We start from the raw sequence: 19,008 nt of genomic DNA, 5'->3' as shown, positions 1-19,008 counted from the left end.
CCACAACAAAACGTTTTGCGCAATTCCACACAGGACGTCGGCTCTACTTGTCCGTATAGCAGGCTCTGGCAACAGCAGACTGAATATGCAGCAGACTTCCCAACAATTTTTCCATTGGTGGATATCCAGTTTCCATCCAATTTCCAATTTGGCTTTTGCTATATGACATGCTTAAAACTTCCCTGGTTTTTGCTTTTCCAGAGCCACGGTGTGACGCCAATAACAACCCCAAAAAAAAACGTTTGTGCTTGTAATGGAATACTGGAACTAATTACCTTCAAAGAATATAGAGAAAAAGAGTTAATACCAACATTGCTAACCATAATTATTAACACAAACAACAAACCTAAATTGCGATACTTTAGAAGCAAAAATACACTAAAAAAATCCAATAAACCTAATAACGACCAATATACATTTATCCATTTTGGGGCGAATTGATAGGGAAATAAGCCAAAATATATATTGTCAAAAATATGAGTTGAACCAGCGCCTGCCAAACAAACGCATAATATCCCTATTGTTATTTTTTCCATATAACCTTGATCTCCCCAGACACAGTAAGCGGTAAATCTACCAACCCATTGCCATTACTCGCCTGATATGCAGGCAAGATTCCATCGAGTCATGGACACCCATAAAACAAAAAGCCTTCAACCCCAGCCATATTGCAACATTCTCTACCTTATAGAAAATACTGTTTATCCATACATATGAATGGATAGCCAAAATGGGACTCCCGCGCAAATCCCCGATCTCTCTTGAAGCCACGCCCTACTATCATTGCGTCTCCCGCTGCGTGCGTCGCGCTTTTCTATGTGGCCGGGATGAGCGCACCGGGCGCTGCTTCGAACACCGAAGGCAGTGGATCGAAGATCGGTTGTTGGAATTGGTCGGGGTATCTGCGCTGGATATCTGTGCTTATGCAGTAATGAGCAACCATTATCATGTAGTACTGCATATCAATATTGGAGAGGCTGAATCCTGGACGCTAAGCGAGGTGGTGGATCGCTGGCATCAACTCTGTAAAGGCTCTCTGCTCTCCCAACGTTTTAACCTTGAACGCTGAGGAACTGGCTCGGCTGGAGGAAGTAGCCACAGAATGGCGGGCACGTCTAATGGATATCAGCTGGTTTATGCGGATGCTCAATGAATCCATTGCCCGCCAAGCCAGTCAAGAGGATGGCTGCACCAATCGCTTTTGGGAAGGTAGATTCAAATCCCAGGCACTGCTCGACAAGCGAGCTCTGGCGGCCTGTATGGCCTATGTAGATCTGAACCCTATCCGGGCCAAAATGGCTGATACGCCCGAAACCCCAGACCACACTTCCATACAACGGCGTATTTCGGCGGCTCAGGATGGAAAACAGCCTCAGCGGCTCTTTCCCTTCGCTGGTAACCCCTGAGAACCTATACCAATAGGACTGCCGTATCAGTTGCAGGACTATCTGGAGCTGGTGGACTGGAGCGGACGTTGCCTGCGTGAAGACAAGCGCGGCGCGATCGACGAACAGCTACCACCAATACTAGAACGGTTGCAGATCAACCCTCGGTGCCACCCATTCAGTGCGCCCTGCCTGCGAACAGATCGAAAAACGTTGCGCCCACGGAATCTGCGACTGCGAGCGATATCTCTCCCCCCGATCACTTCCTAAAATTTTTCCTGTCACGGAAAAGCGCCATCGCGGGCTTCTGCGAAGGACTGCTGCGCCACAACAAAACTGTTTGGCGCAATTCCACACAGGACGTCAGCTCTACTTACTCGAATAGCAAGCTATGGCAATAGTGGACTGAATATGCAGCAGATTCCCCACCAATTTTTCAATTAGTGGGTGTCTAATTTTGTTGCTGGTTGGGGCCGCCCATTCAGTGCGCTCTGCCTGCGAGCAACTCGGAAAACACTGGGCCCACGGAATCCGCGACTGTGCGCGCTACCTATCCCCGCCGATCACTTCCTAAAGTTTTACCTTTCTTTGAAAAAACTCCATCTCGGGCTTCTACGAAGGACTGCTGCGCCATAACAAAACTGTTTGGCGCAATTCCACACAGGACGTCGGGTCTACTTGTCTGTATAGCAAGCTCTGGCAATAGAAGACTGAATAGGTACTAGGGCCTGTTAACACTAATTGTTGTATAATCGCGTAATGGAACTCACAGCACAACAATTCAAAATCATCGAACACTTGCTGCCGATCCCTCGTGGTAACGTGAAAATGTCTAACCCACAGTTCTTAAATGCCATTCTCTACGTGGCTGAGCATGGCTGTAAGTGGCGCGGCTTACCTAAACGGTTCGGTCGCTGGCATAGTATCTACATGCGAGCAAATCGATGGGCCAAGCAGGGTGTATTGGATCGGGTATTCCTTGCACTTCAAGAAAATGATGTGATCAATATTCAGGTTGATCATGTTTCCCTCGATTCCACGGTTGTAAAAGTACATCCAGACGGCACAGGCGCGTTAAAAAAACGGTTCTCAATCTATCCGCAAATCACGAGGCGGATGGACAACCAAAATTCATATGGTTGCAGCGAGCCACAATAGCGCCGTAACGTTTTCTCTTTCTCCAGGACAAGTGGGTGATGCTCCAGAAGGGAGAAAACTGTTAAAAACATTGGAAAACTGTGGCTGGGAAGGAACCAAAGTGATCATGGATAAGGCCTATGAGGGAGATGAAACTCGACAGTTGGTATTTGATCTTGGAATGGAACCCGTCGTACCACCCAAAAGTAATCGCCTGAGCGTCTGGGAATATGATCGTGAAATATACAAAAAACGGAATGAAGTGGAGAGACTGTTCCGTCGATTGAAGGGATTCAGAAGAATTTTCTCTCGTTTTGACAAATCAGATGTCATTTTCAAGTTCTTTATCCATTTTGCATTGATAGTAGATACGCTAATTAGTGTGAACAGACCCTAGGCTTCCCACCAATTTTTCAATTAATGGGCGTCCAATTTTGTTAATCTTGATTTTTTCTAACGATCCAATTCTCTACATCAATTTTTTCATCATGGTAAAAATATTTACTAACTGAAATAAGTCCTTTCTCTCCCGAGTATAAGAACAAAACTTTTCTCAAAGCGAAGGAGCTATTTTTAGTTCGAAACACCTCTTTTAACGAATCCGATAACCTACTCTCAATAAGGTACAAATCCTCTGTACTTGAGTACCCCACCACCTGGAAATAATACCCCTCAAATTCCCACCTAAAATCTATCTCCAGACCTCCTTTGGGAACAGCAAATTTCAAAAACGGCGTATCGGTAACAATACATGATTGATAATTCTCTGGCTCAGCGCACTTCCTGAATCTTCTCTCAACATCACTTTCACTTCCATAAAATGATCCATCAGAGAAAAACCTAAATACGATGGGAGTAAAATATAATTCACTAAACCCATACAATTCAAACTCGACTTTCCTCTCTGCGGGAAAAGCATCCATAGAAGCAAAAATAAAAAGTAGAAAAAAATATTGTTTAATGCCCATACACTCGCTCCGCCCAATTTACTGCTCTATTTGTCGCATCTATTTCCCATTCGGCATTCGCTCTAGAAGGAGCCCGCCCTACCCAGTTGTCCAACATTTTCACATTCTCAGGATGCATATGCGCCAACTCATGCCTAAATACAAACATTTCTTGCTGTTGAACCGACAAGGATTCGATAAATGCAGCCTGTGCACTTGTTGCTTCATCCGGAGCGTACCCGATGTCCGTAAAGAATCTCTGGCCCACTCTCATTGCACCAGTTTTTCCATAAATTAATGGACTCCCACAAAACAAAAAACTTTCAACGCCAGCTATATTGCAACATTCTCTATCTCATAGAAAATACTGTTCATCCATACATATTAATGGATAGCCAAAATAGGACTCCCGCGCAAATCCCTGATTTCTCTCGAAGCTACGCCCTACTATCATTGCGTCTCCCGCTGTGTGCGACGGCTTTCCTGTGCGGCCGGGATGAGCGCTCCGGGCGCTGCTTCGAACACCGAAGGCAGTGGATCGAAGATCGGTTATTGGAGCTGGCCGGGGTATTTGCATTGGATATCTGTGCTTATGCAGTCATGAGCAACCACTACCATGTGGTACTGCACATCAATGCAGCACAGGCTGAAGCCCGGACGCTACGCGAGGTGGTGGACCGCTGGCATCAACTTTGTAAAGGCTCTCCACTTTCCCAACGTTTTGCCCGTAACGAAGCCTTGCACGCTGCGGAACGGGCCCGGCTGGAGGAAGTAGCCACAGAATGGCGGGCACGACTGATAGATATCAGCTGGTTTATGCGGATGCTCAATGAGTCCATTGCTCGCCAAGCCAATCGAGAGGATGGCTGCACCGGTCGCTTTTGGAAGGGCCGGTTCAAGTCTCAGGCATTGCTCGACGAGCGGGCCCTGGCCGCCTGTATGGCCTATGTGGATTTGAATCCAATCCGGGCCAAAATGGCTGATACGCCCGAAACCTCAGACCACACTTCCATACAACGGCGTATTTCTGCAGCTCAGGATGGCAAACAGCCGCAGCGGCTCTTTCCCTTCGCTGGTAATCCACGAGAGTCCATACCTGTGGGACTGCCGTTTCAGTTACAGGACTATCTGGAGCTGGTCGACTGGAGTGGCCGTTGCTTTCGTGAAGACAAGCGAGGTGCTATCAACGAACAACTACCACCAATTCTCGAACGGCTGCAGATCGACCCACGACACTGGCTCTACCTGAACCGAAACTTCGAAAGCCGCTTCAAGTCTCTGGTTGGCGCCGCCCATTCAGTGCGCTCTGCCTGCGAACAGCTCGGAAAACGCTGGGCGCAGGGTATTCACGACTGCGAGCGCTATCTATCTCCGCCGATCACTTCCTAAAGTTTTTCCTTTCCTTGAAAAATAACATCGCGGGCTTATGCGAAGATTTGCTGCGCCACAACAAAGCTGTTTGGCGCAATTCCATACAGGACTCCGGGTCTAGTTGTCCGTATAGCAAACTCTGGCAATAGTGGACTGAATATGCAGCAGATTTCCCACCAATTTTTCAATTAGTGGATGTCCAATTTTTTCTCACAATTAGTGGGTGTCCAGCTTTGTTCTCTTAAGTTGAAAAGACAGTCTGCTTCTCAACTTTTTGTTTGAGAATGAAAGTTATACTTTCAGTGCCACCACCAACATCATAAAAAACAGTTAAAGACAACTCCCCACCTGTACTTACAACCGACTTCAAGTCACCCTCATCCACTTCAAAAAGCTTCAAACCTTTATCAAACCTGAACAATTCATGATCATCGACATAGGCATCTAAAACCAATTCTCGGTTAAAGTTTTGGCTCTTTTCCCAACCATCACCAATAACCATAGCACGCTCAATATTTATAGATTTTCCGGCTTTATCTGAATATAAGCCTAGCCAAACCAAATAGCTAGTGTGGGTTACCTTATTTATATCAACGACAAGTAAAATATCATCAACTTTGAAAGCGTTGAGGGCACTATCTCCAAACTCAAAGTTCTTATAAAACTCTGCTGACTGCTCATGCTCGTACTTAATAATTTTTGCTGTCTTGCAGGATGAAAGGCCACAAAAAACTAGTACCAACAGAATAAATCCAAACTCTACTTTTTCACTGATATACACTAATCCTTTCCTCTTACGTTGCCACCCACAACATATAGAAAAACATCTAAAACAAGGTGCCCCAGACCTTTCGAATCATGGACACCCACAAAACAAAAAGCTTTCAACGCCAGCCATATTGCAACATTCTCTACCTCATAGAAAATACTGTTTATCCATACATATGAATGGATAACCAAAATGGGACACCCGCGCAAATCTCTGATCTCTTGAAACTACACCCCATTATCATTGCGTCTCCCGCTGCGTGCGTCGCGCATTCCTGTGCGGCCGGGATGAGCGTACCGGGCGCTGTTTCGAGCATCGGAGACAGTGGATCGAAGATCGGCTGTTGGAACTGGCCGAGATATTTGCGCTGGATATCTGTGCTTATGCAGTCATGAGTAACCACTACCATGTGGTACTGCATATCAATGCCGCACAGGCTGAAGCCTGGACGCTCCGTGAGGTAGTAGACCGCTGGCATCAACTCTGTAAAGGCTCTCCACTCTCCCAACGTTATGCCCATAACGAAACCTTGAACGCTGCGGAACTGGCCCGGCTGGAGGAAGTAGCTGCAGAATGGCGCGAACGGCTGATGGATATCAGTTGGTTTATGCGGATGCCCAATGAATCTATTGCCAAGCAAGCCAATCAGGAGGATGGCTGCACTGGTCGTTTCTGGGAGGGCCGATTCAAGTCTCAGGCCTTGCTCGACGAACGGGCCCTGGCGGCCTGTATGGCCTATGTGGATCTGAACCCGATCCGGGCCAAAATGGCTGATACGCCCGAAAGCTCAGACCACACTTCCATACAACGGCGGATTTCGGCAGCTCAGGATGGCAAACAGCCACATCAGCTCTTTCCCTTCGCAGGTAATCCGCGAGAACCCATGCCTGAGGGACTGCCGTTTCAGTTACAGGACTATCTGGAGCTAGTGGACTGGAGCGGTCGCTGCCTACGTGAAGACAAGCGCGGCGCGATCGACAAACAACTGCCGCCGATTCTCGATCGGCTGCAGATCGACCCACGACACTGGCTCTACCTGAACCGAAACTTCGAAAGCCGCTTCAAGTCCTTAGTTGGCGCCGCACACTCGGTGCGCAATGCCTGCCAGCAGCTCGGAAAACGCTGGGCGCAGGGTATTCACGACTGCGAGCGATATCTATCTCCGCCGATCACCTCCTAAAGTTTTGCCTTTCCTTGAAAAATACCATCGCGGGCTTCTGCGAAGGGCTGCTGCGCCACAACAAAACTGCTTGGCAAAATTCCTCACAAGACTCTGGGCCTACTTACCCAAATAGCGCGCCCTAGCAATAGCGGACTGAATATGCAGCAGCTTTTCCCACCAATTTTTCAATTGGTAGGTGTCCATTTTTGTTGCTGCTGCGTCCGAGTGCTTTGACTTGTTAGCAGCCTTATCTGGCACCACACTTGGGTAGCTTACCCAACTCTTCACTACTTAAGTGAAGCGCATTACAGCCGTTACCCCAGCCTCTAAAGCCTTCGCCTTCCCCTAAAAACCAGCAAGAACATGGCTCATCTATTAAATTTCTTTCAGACAGCAAAGGAAAGGAGCAAATGACGCCGTCATCTAGGGCAAAAAACTTCATATCGTTACCGGCTCCACTTTCCTGAATTTCGATGAGCCCTGCCATGAAAATAAAAAGTAAAAGTGTGCAGAAGCAACCTAGAGTAAAGCTAAATACTAATTCTTTTTTTATCACGAGATCTAGCTGCTAACGCCTATATAACCGGCGCGCTTTAGCGCGTCCGGCGCCGTAGGCGCGAAGTTGATTGACTTGTTATGTGTTGATCGCAAGCTCGGGATAACTTTCACGCTCATGCCTTAGAAATACAATATGTTTTAAATGAGGGATTTCATTCGGAACCTTTTGCTCCGAATCTCGAAATCGCACCACTATGTACTCTTCCTCTATCTTCGTTGGCGGCTCAAAATCAGCAATTAATTCTGCGGCTGCTTCCGAAAGTAGCTCCCATTGTGACTCCTTTGCTACCTCTGAACCGAATACGCAACGCCACTTAACAACATTATTTGATTTCTCTACCGATACAGCCCTAAGACCCCTCGTGATACGGCCTAGTAAAGCTCTTTGTGCTGATAACCTAAGATGCTCGTCCATGCTTACCTTACACATAACAGTTTTATTCAAAAGCCAGTAGCTCTATATCATCTTGGCTCTTATTCACAGAGCGCGCAATACCACACTCTAGAAAATCTCCATTGAAATCAATTAGATAACATACGAGTCAATCTAACTTCCGGAGTTAAACGAGCCTGGCGCTCTGTTATCTTTTTGTTTACTTGGCTCGAAGTTTTATCACTACGTCCTTCAAAGTCAATAACTTAACCGCTCTTCAGCGGTGAACAAGAGCCACTGGCCACTGAACACGGTCTTGGCATAGTAGTTCCAGCGGAAATACTGTATACAAAAACAGTTCCAAAGTGGTTTATGGACACCCATCAATACCCCCTCCCATCAATACCCCCTAGACTTCCAGCAGCTCCTTCAGAGACAAGGTTAGCCCTTTGATTTCCAGTGCCTGCCAATCGTCCAATTGACCTGCCCCTTTTTCGGTCCCCCCCTGCCATATCCCTATACGCTTCCCATCCCACAGATACCACTGCCAGTACCACCCGCGCCGCCACGAGTATCCTGCGGCATCAGCCCGGCCTACCCCCTTAACCCGTTGTTAACCGCGCCACCGCTAAGTTACAGCGTTACAGCCTGAATCCTTTTGCCCGGGCCGGTTTCCGGCCCGCTAAATCAAGCGGTAGCGATGTACAAAAGAAACAATTTGCGAAGGCCCCTGTGCAGCCTGCTTGTCACTCTGCTGGTCAGCGCCTGCAGTCACCTGCCGGACAGCTCGGAAACTCTGGTACAGGCAGATGCCGACCGGCAGAGCCTGTCCCACTGGTCGGAGCTGGATAGTGCAAGCGACGCCAGTTACCTGAATGAGCTGATCAGCGCTCCGGAGCTGGACGCGCTGATCCAGGAAGCACTGGCGGCCAATCCAGATCTGCAGCAGACCCTGCTCTCTCTGAAGATCCTGCAGGCGCAGTATCGCCAGACTCGCGCCCTGCAGTTGCCAAGTGTGGATGCCGCTGTGTCGGCGGACCGGGAGGAAAGCTCCGATACCGCTTACACCGGTGCACTGGCGATCAGTTGGGAGCTGGATCTCTGGGCAAAACTTGCCGATGAGAGCGGTGCGGCAGCCCGGGATGTGGCAGAGCAGCTGGCGCTCTACCAGTCGGCCCGGGACACGCTGGTGGCCGAGGTGATGCAGGGTTGGCTGAAGCTGATCAATCTGCGGCATACCGCAGCGATTGAATCGGAGCGGGTTGCCGTACTGGAGAAAAACGAGCAGTTTATTATTCAGCGTTACCGGGCGGGTCTGAGCACGCTGGAAGACCTGGACACCGCCCGCAGCTCCACAGAAAGTGCCCGCGCTTCTCTGGTTGCGGCACAGGAGTCCCTGCGCCAGCAACAGCGAGCCATGAATGTACTGCTGGGCCGACCGCAGGGAAATACGGTGGTCGCCTCGGATTATCCCGAGGTATTGCTGCCGCTGGCGGACCTGCCCGAACAGACGCTGCAGCGCAGGCCAGACCTGAAAGCGGCCTGGCTCGCGATTGAGGCAGCGGAGCTGCGCACCCGGGTGGCCTACAAGGACATGCTCCCTTCCCTGAGCCTGGAAGTGGCTCTGACTGAAACGGCAACTTCATTTTCCGATGCACTGCTGAAAGATCCCCTGTGGTCCCTGCTGGGACAATTGAGCGCCCCCCTGTTTCAAGGCGGTGAACTGAAAGCCGCTGCGGATGCCGCCGAGCTGACCACCGCTCAACGCTACCAGGCCTATCGCGAAACCCTGCTGACAGCGGTGCAAGAGGTGGAAGACGCCATCGGCCAGGAAACCAGTCTGGCACAGCAGGAGGCGCACACACGCCTGGCCCTGGACAGCGCCCAGCGCACCTTTAACCAGTATCAGGATAAGTACCGCCAGGGGCTGGTCTCCATTCTGGATCTCCTGAACGTTCAGCAGCAGCTCTTCGATCTGGAAGAGCAGCTCGACAATCTGACCTATCAACGTCTGAACAACCGTATTGCCCTGGGGCTGGCCCTGGGTCTCGGCATTGAAGAGAAGGACCCGCAATGATCAAGCGCTATTCGAAGTGGTTCGCCCTGCTGGGGGCATGTCTCTTTTTACTCTTGGTCCTGGTCTACAACGGCCACAAAATGGCGCAGCAGGGCAACCGCCCCATGCCCCCCAAACGGGACGCTGTCCTGGCTGCGGATGTGGTTGTAGTGCGGGTCAATACCGAACGCTATACCCCGCCTATAGAAGCCTTTGGCGCAGCGGAGAGTCATTATCAGCTGACGCTGGTCAGCGAGGTTGAGGGTCTGGTTAAAGCGGTGTCCGAAAACCTCGAGTCGGGGCGGATGGTTAAAAAAGGAGAGCTGCTCGTCCAGCTGGAAAACAGCGACTACCGGGAAACGCTGGCAACGGCTGAAGCGGCACTTGCCAGTGCCCGCCTGGATCTGCTGGAAGTGGAAAGGGAGGCGGATCAGGCGCAGGCAGAATGGAAAGCTTCCGGGCTGGAGGGAGAGCCGGATTCACCGCTGGTGCTGTACGAACCACAACTGGCGGAGGCCAGGGCCAGCGTCGCCGAAAATGAAGCCGCCGTGGTCAGGGCACGGCGGGATCTGGCGCAAACAGAAATACGCGCGCCTTTTGATGCGCTGATCGTCAGCCGCGGCATTGCGCCCGGTTCCTATCTGCAAAGCGGCGGAGAGGTCGCCGAGCTGTATAGTACCGATCGGGTGGAGATTGCCCTGCCCCTATCGCAGCGAGACTGGAATGCGCTACCAGATAGTAAAACCCTGGAACAGGAAGGTTGGCCGGTTGCCCTGAGTTCGGTGGAGTCCGGCGCGCAGTGGCTGGGATATGTCCGCCGGGTTGAGCGCCATCAAGATGATACCAGCCGTCAACGCTCTCTGATTGTGGCCGTGGATCAACCGCTGGCACAGGAACCGGAGTTGACGCCCGGCACCTTTATCCGCGCCGAAGTTCCGGGGCGGGAACAATCCGACCTCTGGCGTCTGCCGCCATCATCCCTGAGTCAGCGCGGTGAAATCTGGTACGTGACCGATGGCCTGCTGGCAAAATTCGCCGCCGAGGCCGTGGCCAGCGATAAGGAAACAATCTACATCCGGCCACCGGAATCCCTGCGGCAGCAGGAGGTCAGCGTTCTGGTTCATCCGCTGAGCAGTTATGTCCCGGGTATGGCGGTCAACGCAGTGGAGGCCGGCGATGAGTGATCTGGACTGGAACAAGGGGATTATTCCCTGGTTTGCCCGCAATCCGGTAGCCGCCAACCTGCTGCTGGCACTGGTGATCGCGCTCGGTCTGTTCCAGATGGGCAGCCTGCGCAAGGAGGCTTTTCCCAGTATGGAGCCGGACAGTATCACTATATCGGTCACCTACGACAGCGGCTCTGCGACCCAGTCGGAAGAAGGCTTGGGGCTCAAGATTGAAGAGGCGCTCGAGGACGTTACCGGCATCAAGCATATCACCACGGCTGCCACCACCAGCGGCGTTACCGTTATTGTGGAAAAGCAGAGCGATTACGATCTGGATGTGTTGCTGCGGGATGTGAAAACCAAGGTGGATGCCATCTCCAATTTCCCCGCCAACGCCGAAAATCCGGTGATTGAGAAGGCCGAGCGGGAGGAGCACTCCCTGTGGTTGCAGCTGCACGGCGATACCGACCGCCACACACTGCAGCAACTGGCAGAGCGGTTGAAGTCGGACCTGCTGGATCATCCGGACATCAACCGCGTGAGCGAATCCGGCTGGCGCGACCCGATGATCGCCATCGAGGTGGATGAAGGCCAACTGCAGGCGTATGGGCTGTCTCTGTCGGACGTGGAAGACGCCATCAATGAAGGCTCTTCGGACACCATGACCGCAGTGCTGAAAAACCAAAATGTCTATCTACAGCTCAAGGCCTCCCAGCAGGCATACCTGAAAGAGGATTTCGCCGCTATTCCCCTGCTGACCACGTCGGATGGCGTCCACCTGACCCTGGGGGATGTGGCGAAAATTAAAGATACCTATGATGACGACAGCCCTGTCTTGTCCCGCTTCAACGGCGAAAACAGCGTGGCTCTGCAGGTGGTCACCACTGGTCTGGATGACATCACCAAGACCGTAAAAGCTGCCCGTGAAGTAGTGGAACAGTGGCATGCCGAAGGCCGCCTGCCCCAGGGGGTGGAACTGAGCAGCTGGTACGACCGCAGCGAAGCCATTACCGAAAGACTGCAGCTGCTGGTCAGCAATGCCCTGACGGGTATCCTGCTGGTCTTTGTACTGCTGGCACTGTTTCTGAATCTGACGGTCGCCTTCTGGGTGGCTATGGGGCTGCCGTTTATTTTCTTCGGCACGCTTTATTTTATGGGTGACAGTTTCGCCGGCCTGTCCCTGAATGAATTTACGACCTTCGGATTTATCCTGGCACTGGGGATCGTTGTAGATGACGCCGTGGTGGTAGGCGAAAGTGTCTACACGGTGCGCAGCCAGGAGGGCGACACCCTGCGCAACACCATCAAAGGCACTCTGCGGGTGGCGGTCCCTACCCTGTTCGGTGTTTTCACCACAGTGGTGGCCTTTTATTCCCTGTCCAGTATCAGCGGCCACCTGGGACAGCTCTACGCACAATTTGCCGCTATTGTCACCATCTGCCTGCTGCTGTCAGTGGTGGAATCCAAACTGATCCTGCCCGCCCACCTGGCCCATTTGAACACCCGCAAAACGGTCAGCGGCAACCCCCTGCTGCGCCAGTGGCAGCGCATCCAGCACGGGGCCGATGCCGGACTGCAATGGTTCAATGAGCGCCTCTACAAGCCCACCATCGAATGGGCGCTGACCTTTCGCTACGCGGTGGCCGTCGCCTTTATCGGCCTTCTGATCCTGGTGATGGCCATGCCGCTCACCGGCGCGGTGCGCCTGAGTTTCTTCCCAGATATTCCCGGAGACACAGTGCGCGCGTCCATCGCCATGCAGACAGACGCCAGCTATGGCCAAACCCATAGCGCCCTGCTGCAACTGGAAGCCAAAGCGCTGGAAATCGACCGCCGCTTAGTCCGCCAGGCCGGTGCCGAGGGTTCGGGCATTGCGGATATCCAGGTGCTGGCAGAAGCCGATCAATCGGGACAAGTCACCATAGAATTGGCCGACCAGTCGCCCTATGACATTCAGACATTTACCCGCCAGTGGAAACAAGAAGCCGGTATTCCGGAAGGGGTGCGGACGCTCAGCATTGCCAACCGGCGGGAAATGGTGGATGCGCTGCGGATAGAATTGCGCGCTAACGATGACGAACTACTCACCGCCGCCGGCGCCGATCTCAAAGCGGAGCTGGAGCAGATTCCCGCAGTCAGTGGTATTGAAGACAACCTGCAAGCCAGCCAGCCGCAGCTGTTTCTGAAACTGAACGCCCAGGGTAAGTCCATGGGGCTGACCACAGACAGCCTGGCGGTACAGGTTTTACAGGCCTTCAAGGGGCAGGTTGTGCAGCGCTTCCAGCGCAACAGTGACGAGATTGAAGTGCGGGTCCGCTACCCGGAAGAGGCCCGCCAAAACCCGGTGGACGTACTGCGGGCACGCATCCGCACCGATGACGGAACAGTCCTCCCTCTGTCCTCGGTGGCAACCATCGAATACGGCTACGCCCGTGACACCATCACCCGAATCGACGGCAAGCGGGCACTCTATCTCTCTGCCGATGTGGACAAGGAGGCCATCTCCGCAACAGAACTGGTAGCCAGCCTGAGCAGTAATCTGGTACCCAAACTGGAGCGCCAATACCCGGGGCTGGATATCCAGTTTACCGGAGAAGCCGAGCAACAGGCGGAAACCCAAACCTCCATGGTTTCCGTTTTTATCACTGCCCTACTGGTGATCTACATACTGCTGGCCGTGCCGCTCAAATCCTATATCCAGCCGGTGCTGATCATGACCGCTATTCCCTTTGGGGTGGTTGGTGCCATTCTCGGCCACTGGGTCAACGGCCTGCCCATGAGTGTTCTGTCGTTCAACGGCATCATTGCACTCAGCGGTGTTGTGGTGAATGACAGCCTGCTATTGGTCTCTCGTTACAACGACCTCAAGCCAGATGCCGATCACCAGCTGGAAGCCATCAGCGAGGCCTGCCGCAGCCGCCTGCGCGCGGTTCTGCTGACCTCCTTCACCACTTTTGCCGGCTTGGTGCCGCTATTGTCCGAGACCTCCACCCAGGCGCAGTTTCTGATTCCAGCCGCCGTGGCGCTGGGTTACGGTATCATGTTCGCGACTGTAATCACTCTGATCCTGATCCCAGTACTGGTGGCCATACAGCACGACGTGAGCGAGGTGCTGGGCAAACTGAAACGGGCATTCACCATGCAACTCAAAGCGGGCGACGCCAACCCATGCTGAAACTGCTGCTTGTCGAAGACGATTTGGACCTGGCCCAGACCCTGATCCAATACCTGGAGCTGGAGGGAATACTGTGCGATCACGCCAGCAACGGCGTGGCGGGACTCAACCTGAGCCAGACCAATCACTACGACGTGTTACTGCTCGATATCAACCTGCCGCGCATGGATGGCCTCACCCTGTGTCAAAAACTCAGGGAGCAAGGGGACGACACCCCAGTACTAATGCTCACCGCCCGGGATCAGCTGGATGACAAGTTGCAAGGTTTCGGTGCCGGCAGCGATGACTATCTGGTAAAACCCTTTGAGCTGCAAGAATTGGTGGTCCGTGTCCAGGCACTGTCCCGACGCCGCAGCGGTGAAACCCAGAAGCTCGGCTGTGGCGGATTGGAAATGAACCTGCGCGAACGCACCGTACAGCGTGACGGCCAACTTCTGAAACTCTCCCCCACTGGCTGGCAGCTGCTGGAAAAATTGCTGCGCGCCGCTCCCGCGCCGGTTTCCCGCGAAGCCTTGATGGACGCGGTCTGGGGCGAAGATCACCCGGACAGCAATAGCCTCAAGGTGCATATCTTTAATCTGCGCAAAGCCATCGATGGTCCCTTTCCTGTGCCCTTGTTACACACCATCAACGGCGTCGGCTTTGCCCTGCGCCCGCCGTCAACCACCGGGAAGGACCGCAATGAAACCCAGACTCAGCCTTAAAGGCCTGTTGCTGGCCTCTTTTGTCTCCCTCGGGCTGATTCTGATGGCCGCTTACTCGATCGTCTCCACGGAATATTTCGTACGTGGCCTGGACGCTTCCATGGCCAACAATATGGAAAAGGCCGCCCGCTCCTTCGTGCGCCTGTTCGACCGCGAGGCGCAGCACCAGGGACGGGAATTCAGCGGTTTTTACCTGGCATCCGACTGGGCCCATATGCCCGAATATGTGCATAAATCCTTCCCCGCACCGCCGGAAAAACCTCTGAGCCTATACAAAGAAGACAACGGGTCCTGGTTCAGACGACCCGATCACATGGTATTCCTGATGCGTTATGACAGCCCAGCCGGACCGCTTTATATCGCCCGGGAAATGACACATCCGGCCAAGTCCAATGTGGTTGATATCACCGCCCGGCAAAATCGCAAACTGATGGTGATGATCACACTGTTGGCGCTCGGCTTCGTCGCCCTGATCAGCTGGCTGCTGCTGCGTCATATCTCCCGCCCCACCGCCGCCCTGCGGGCATGGACCCACTCCCTGGACAGCGACAAACTGGCCCAGCCCATTCCGGATTTCGGCTACCCGGAACTCAACGAGCTGGCGGCGCTAATCCGCTCCAGCCTGTCTTCCGTACAGGCGGCCCTGGAACGGGAACAGCGCTTCCTGCGACACGCCAGCCACGAACTGCGCACGCCGATCAGCACCATCCGCTCCAACATCGAACTACAGCGAAAACTCGATGCGCAAAAGGCGCATCCCCCTGCACATCAAGCCACCCTGGACCGCATCGATCGCGCCAGCCTCACCATGCAGCACCTGACCGAAACGCTGCTGTGGCTCAACCACCAACCGGACGAACCACTGCAACCCCAGCCGGTCTCTCTCGATGCGTTGATCCGGGAACTGGCAGAAGAAATGAATTACCTGCTGACCGGCAAACCGGTTGACACCCGTATCCATACCCAGCCTTATAGCTGCAATGCACCGCCGGTACCGGCCCGGATTATTCTCGGCAACTTGATCCGCAATGCCTATCAGCACTGCTGGCAGGGCACCGTAGAAATTGAACAGAACGGCGGGCATATCGTGATCCGCAACCCGATGACCGAAGACGCACAAGACGAACCCAGCCCACAAAAGCAAACCGGCTACGGTCTGGGCCTGGAACTGACAGAACAACTGACTCGGCGCCTAGGATGGCGCTATTGCCATAGTGTCGGCGATGGCTACTACCAAGTGGAGCTCAGAACCGCCACAGGTTCAGCCAGTGTGTCATAGTTGAAACAGCAACTCTTTTTAGGCATAAGAGGGTTTGGATAAAAGCGTTCAAATAGATTTTCCCCCTCTTGCTCAAGCAGGCTGCTATTTACCTTTTATATGGCAAACTTTGTGGAATAATTATAGATATAGCCCACAACCAATAAGCACAGAACATTTGTAAACTTGTTTATCAAGGATGATATGAATACTTCACACGGAAACTGTGGCGAGCCTCGGGCTCTCCGGTAATGAGATACACATTTAGAAAACGTGCGAGAGCATTCCTGTATCCAGCGATTTCGAAATGCCATCCCATCACATTAACTTCTCAACCGCACCCCAAAGTACCTATACCGCCAAGAAATAGGTTAACCATAGGCCCAAAAGAACATAAAAAAGCCCGGCAAGTACCGGGCTTTTTTACATTATTTTACGCTATTGTCCTCACCGTTATCGCTCACCTTACCCTCACTAGTCCCAGTGATATCTGAACTGTATTCAGTGAGAACCATTGGGTAATCAGTGTAGTTGTGAATTTCGATATCTCTGGCGGTATGACGATATAAATCATCAGCACTATAATCCCAACGGTCCCATGCGTACCCCACGGCAATAGAGTTAGAACCTTGTACACTACCGCCACCATCGCGCAGGATTATCTTATGACCAGAACCAGCAATATTGGTTAGGTTAAAATTACCTGTAGTATGTTCCGGCTCTAATACAGTGATATCTAAACTGATATTTTTTTCATTGCCGTAAGGCATCTGAATCAATGGTGCGTAGGCCCAGTCTCCGCGACTGTTGGTTACCACACCGTAAGATGGAAGCGAGTAGCCATTCTCTGCACATCGGGTAGCCTCTACGTTATGTAATTCAGCGTATGAAGCCGCAACCAGTGCAAAACAGTTACGCATTTTATCAACTATGGTGTTTTCAACGTAAACCGAACCAGTGTTAACAACGGAACCGTCATACTTAGTACCACTGGAATAAGCGCGAATACCGTCTTCAGTCAGGTTGTACATACGGTCTTTAACTATAGGAATACCAACATACCAATCAGGTGATTGCTGCTCGTAGTTCCACTGGGCAGGCAGTGAATTAGCACCATCTTTATACATATCTGCACCCAAACGCAGCACACCTTCGACTCGGCTATTGCGAATGACAGTATTATCTGCACCCTGCATAAAGATTCCGTGGCCAAAAGCCAATACCGTTAGGTCCACACCATCAATAACAGTGTTATCACCAATCACATTGATACCGGCATGTTTACGTAAATAAACAACGGAACCACTGCCCTTACCAAACATATCTCCGTAACCGTAGGGATACGATCCACGGATAATGATCTTATTACCGCGCAATTCGTTGTTATCGCCCCAAATCTTGAATTCTGTCATCTGGCGTGCTGGCCAGTAATCACTGTGAGAATCGTCGTTATGCTCACCAAAGTCGGTGACATCATGCTGACCGTTTGGATAGATATTTTCGAAGGTGCCATTCACGATTATATTGCCATTACCAACAATACTATAAGTAACATGAGAATGGACTGGTGTACGACTCATACTAGCCAATAAGGCTGTCGGCACCTGAACGGTGACACCTGTCATATCCAGATAGTTATCATCGCCTTCGAATTTGAAAACAATATTTTCACCTGAAATCAACTCATCAGCAACATAAGTACCACGACGCATACGCAAGTGCTGACCACTGTTATTCATAGCAGACTTTAGTTCATCCAAGTTGTTTATAACTGTATATTCCCGATTGGCAGGCCGAATCCAACACGATTTGGTTTTCCCTTTGAAGACATCTTCCAAATACGAGTTGTTACAAGGCACACCGTCAACTTCAATAGAAAAACTCCAGTTATCTTCCGCACCATATGCCAGCTCCTTGACACCGGAGAATTCACAAGTTTCACGCTCAGCGGAACAGTACGTCCATGAACTGTCAGGGGCATCAGGAATAGCACTAGATGTTGAATCACCGGATTCAGGACCTTTTACGACAATCTCGGTTATATTGGTCCATTCTGTACCGTCTGTATTTTCAAAGGTTTTAATACGAATCTGTCGTGCTTCGATATTATCAACATCGTAGTACTCTATTTCCGCCGTTTTTCCCGAACTTACGCTATCGTAGACCTTAGTCCAAGTATCACTGCCGCTAGTGCCAGGACGAGCATAAATTTCGAAGGTGTGTGCCCGAGCATCTCCCCTGCCCCAAGCCACACCCACTTCAGAAATCGTTGTTGCTTCCTCTAGCTGAACAGTAATATTTGCCGGAGATCCACTTGCAGCCCAACGTGAAGCAAATGAGGTATCACCATCAATTACATTGCTAGCCGGATATTTCGCGTGACTGCTACCATCATCAAAGGCCTTTTCAATACTGAGATTATCTCCAGAACCTGAGGCCAATGTATTATCGTAAAGCACAACTTCCTGAATATTAGTCCATTCCGACCCCGAAGTATTCTCAAAGGTGCGAACGCGTATTGTCTTAGCGACAGCGTCATCAATATCATAAACTTCGATATCATTTGTTTTTCCGCTACTTTCACCTTCATAAACTTTGGTCCACCCACTGGCAGAGGCCCAGGCCCAGATTTGGAAAGTATAGGCGCGTGAATCACCTCTTCCCCAGGATATCCCCACGTCCGTTACGGTTTGCTCTGAATCCAAGTGCACCAACAAGCTAACTGGAGAGCCACTCGCAGCCCACCGCGAAGACCAGTCCAAATCGCCATCAATAGCATTGGTAGCAGGGTAACTTGAATGGGTATTTCCCCAAGAGCTGGCGCTTTCTATAGTTAAGGATTTTGCATTAACAAAAGATGGCATTACTAGTGCAAATGCAGCCAGACCGATCAAGTCTTTTAACCTCATTATTGGCTCCTTATATTTTGCCTTTACATTTAAATGAA

Annotated in this window: 16 protein-coding genes; 10 read left to right on the top strand and 6 right to left on the bottom strand. The window is 51.6% G+C overall.

The features are described 5' to 3' along the window. Window positions 1–158: 158 nt before the first annotated feature. Window positions 159–536 carry a hypothetical protein gene (locus tag A3224_RS16525; protein ID WP_082817421.1) on the bottom strand — a complete coding sequence of 126 codons (378 nt, stop codon included), beginning with the start codon at window positions 534–536 and terminating at the stop codon, window positions 159–161. Window positions 537–730: 194 nt separating this feature from the next. On the opposite strand from A3224_RS16525, the gene A3224_RS17470 reads away from it, so the two are divergent. The 3 genes from A3224_RS17470 (at window position 731) to A3224_RS16850 (ending at window position 2,919) form a co-directional block, all read left to right on the top strand. Continuing rightward, window positions 731–1,069, top strand: a complete 339-nt coding sequence (locus A3224_RS17470) for a hypothetical protein (RefSeq protein ID WP_156481441.1) — start codon at window positions 731–733, stop codon at window positions 1,067–1,069. Next, the gene (locus tag A3224_RS17465) at window positions 1,059–1,406 is read left to right on the top strand and encodes a hypothetical protein (protein WP_156481440.1); all 348 of its coding nucleotides are present in this window, start codon (window positions 1,059–1,061) and stop codon (window positions 1,404–1,406) included. Before A3224_RS17470 ends, A3224_RS17465 begins: the two co-directional genes overlap by 11 nt. A 738-nt stretch (window positions 1,407–2,144) precedes the next feature. Further along, window positions 2,145–2,919, top strand: a protein-coding gene (locus A3224_RS16850; protein ID WP_156481439.1) for an IS5 family transposase whose coding sequence is annotated in 2 segments (ribosomal slippage) — window positions 2,145–2,464 and window positions 2,463–2,919 — 777 coding nt in all. Because the reading frame shifts where the segments join, the coding sequence is not laid out codon by codon here. A gap of 40 nt (window positions 2,920–2,959) precedes the next feature. Here the strand turns inward: A3224_RS16850 and A3224_RS06670 are convergent. Next, window positions 2,960–3,490 (bottom strand): hypothetical protein, encoded by a 531-nt coding sequence (locus A3224_RS06670; protein WP_067152782.1) that lies wholly within the window; start codon window positions 3,488–3,490, stop codon window positions 2,960–2,962. A gap of 432 nt (window positions 3,491–3,922) precedes the next feature. On the opposite strand from A3224_RS06670, the gene A3224_RS06660 reads away from it, so the two are divergent. Next, entirely contained in the window at window positions 3,923–4,858 is a 936-nt protein-coding gene (locus A3224_RS06660) for a transposase (protein WP_331709197.1), read from the top strand. Between the two features lie 223 nt (window positions 4,859–5,081). Here the strand turns inward: A3224_RS06660 and A3224_RS06655 are convergent, their stop codons facing one another. Next, window positions 5,082–5,621 carry a hypothetical protein gene (locus tag A3224_RS06655; RefSeq protein ID WP_067152778.1) on the bottom strand — a complete coding sequence of 180 codons (540 nt, stop codon included), beginning with the start codon at window positions 5,619–5,621 and terminating at the stop codon, window positions 5,082–5,084. Window positions 5,622–5,868: 247 nt separating this feature from the next. On the opposite strand from A3224_RS06655, the gene A3224_RS06650 reads away from it, so the two are divergent. Beyond that, window positions 5,869–6,789, top strand: a complete 921-nt coding sequence (locus tag A3224_RS06650; RefSeq protein WP_231902484.1) for a transposase — start codon at window positions 5,869–5,871, stop codon at window positions 6,787–6,789. Between the two features lie 229 nt (window positions 6,790–7,018). On the opposite strand, the gene A3224_RS16845 is transcribed toward A3224_RS06650, so the two are convergent. Further along, a complete protein-coding gene (locus A3224_RS16845) occupies window positions 7,019–7,327 on the bottom strand; it encodes a hypothetical protein (RefSeq protein WP_156481438.1) in 309 nt (102 codons plus the stop codon). Between the two features lie 78 nt (window positions 7,328–7,405). Further along, window positions 7,406–7,744, bottom strand: a complete 339-nt coding sequence (locus A3224_RS16840) for a hypothetical protein (RefSeq protein ID WP_156481437.1) — start codon at window positions 7,742–7,744, stop codon at window positions 7,406–7,408. 658 nt (window positions 7,745–8,402) lie between these two features. Here A3224_RS16840 and A3224_RS06645 point away from each other — a divergent pair. Genes A3224_RS06645 through A3224_RS06625 form a run of 5 tightly spaced genes read left to right on the top strand, consistent with a single transcriptional unit; the run spans window position 8,403 to window position 16,082 of the window. Beyond that, window positions 8,403–9,779 carry an efflux transporter outer membrane subunit gene (locus A3224_RS06645; protein WP_067152776.1) on the top strand — a complete coding sequence of 459 codons (1,377 nt, stop codon included), beginning with the start codon at window positions 8,403–8,405 and terminating at the stop codon, window positions 9,777–9,779. Continuing rightward, a complete protein-coding gene (locus A3224_RS06640) occupies window positions 9,776–10,942 on the top strand; it encodes an efflux RND transporter periplasmic adaptor subunit (RefSeq protein WP_067152774.1) in 1,167 nt (388 codons plus the stop codon). Before A3224_RS06645 ends, A3224_RS06640 begins: the two co-directional genes overlap by 4 nt. Further along, window positions 10,935–14,099 (top strand): efflux RND transporter permease subunit, encoded by a 3,165-nt coding sequence (locus tag A3224_RS06635; RefSeq protein ID WP_067152772.1) that lies wholly within the window; start codon window positions 10,935–10,937, stop codon window positions 14,097–14,099. The genes A3224_RS06640 and A3224_RS06635 overlap by 8 nt, the downstream gene beginning before the upstream one ends. Further along, entirely contained in the window at window positions 14,093–14,803 is a 711-nt protein-coding gene (locus A3224_RS06630; protein WP_067152770.1) for a response regulator transcription factor, read from the top strand. Before A3224_RS06635 ends, A3224_RS06630 begins: the two co-directional genes overlap by 7 nt. Next, window positions 14,781–16,082: a sensor histidine kinase gene (locus A3224_RS06625; protein WP_067152767.1), complete on the top strand. Its 1,302-nt coding sequence runs from the start codon at window positions 14,781–14,783 to the stop codon at window positions 16,080–16,082. Before A3224_RS06630 ends, A3224_RS06625 begins: the two co-directional genes overlap by 23 nt. Window positions 16,083–16,489: 407 nt before the next feature. Here the strand turns inward: A3224_RS06625 and A3224_RS06620 are convergent, their stop codons facing one another. Then, the gene (locus A3224_RS06620) at window positions 16,490–18,970 is read right to left on the bottom strand and encodes a discoidin domain-containing protein (RefSeq protein ID WP_082817418.1); all 2,481 of its coding nucleotides are present in this window, start codon (window positions 18,968–18,970) and stop codon (window positions 16,490–16,492) included. Between the last annotated feature and the right edge of the window lie 38 nt (window positions 18,971–19,008).

The organism is Microbulbifer thermotolerans (assembly GCF_001617625.1).
In the GTDB taxonomy this organism is placed as follows: Bacteria; Pseudomonadota; Gammaproteobacteria; order Pseudomonadales; family Cellvibrionaceae; genus Microbulbifer; species Microbulbifer thermotolerans.
The sequence above is the reverse complement of the archived record's forward strand: the minus strand, read 5'-3'. Positions and strand labels throughout refer to the sequence as shown.

Bases quoted from the DNA above. Each gene is read 5' to 3' on its own strand.
- A3224_RS16525 (WP_082817421.1), bottom strand. From the start codon at position 536: ATGGAAAAAATAACAATAGGGATATTATGCGTTTGTTTGGCAGGCGCT.
- A3224_RS17470 (WP_156481441.1), top strand. From the start codon at position 731: ATGGGACTCCCGCGCAAATCCCCGATCTCTCTTGAAGCCACGCCCTAC.
- A3224_RS06670 (WP_067152782.1), bottom strand. From the start codon at position 3,490: ATGGGCATTAAACAATATTTTTTTCTACTTTTTATTTTTGCTTCTATG.
- A3224_RS16840 (WP_156481437.1), bottom strand. From the start codon at position 7,744: ATGGACGAGCATCTTAGGTTATCAGCACAAAGAGCTTTACTAGGCCGT.
- A3224_RS06645 (WP_067152776.1), top strand. From the start codon at position 8,403: ATGTACAAAAGAAACAATTTGCGAAGGCCCCTGTGCAGCCTGCTTGTC.
- A3224_RS06640 (WP_067152774.1), top strand. From the start codon at position 9,776: ATGATCAAGCGCTATTCGAAGTGGTTCGCCCTGCTGGGGGCATGTCTC.
- A3224_RS06635 (WP_067152772.1), top strand. From the start codon at position 10,935: ATGAGTGATCTGGACTGGAACAAGGGGATTATTCCCTGGTTTGCCCGC.
- A3224_RS06630 (WP_067152770.1), top strand. From the start codon at position 14,093: ATGCTGAAACTGCTGCTTGTCGAAGACGATTTGGACCTGGCCCAGACC.
- A3224_RS06625 (WP_067152767.1), top strand. From the start codon at position 14,781: ATGAAACCCAGACTCAGCCTTAAAGGCCTGTTGCTGGCCTCTTTTGTC.
- A3224_RS06620 (WP_082817418.1), bottom strand. From the start codon at position 18,970: ATGAGGTTAAAAGACTTGATCGGTCTGGCTGCATTTGCACTAGTAATG.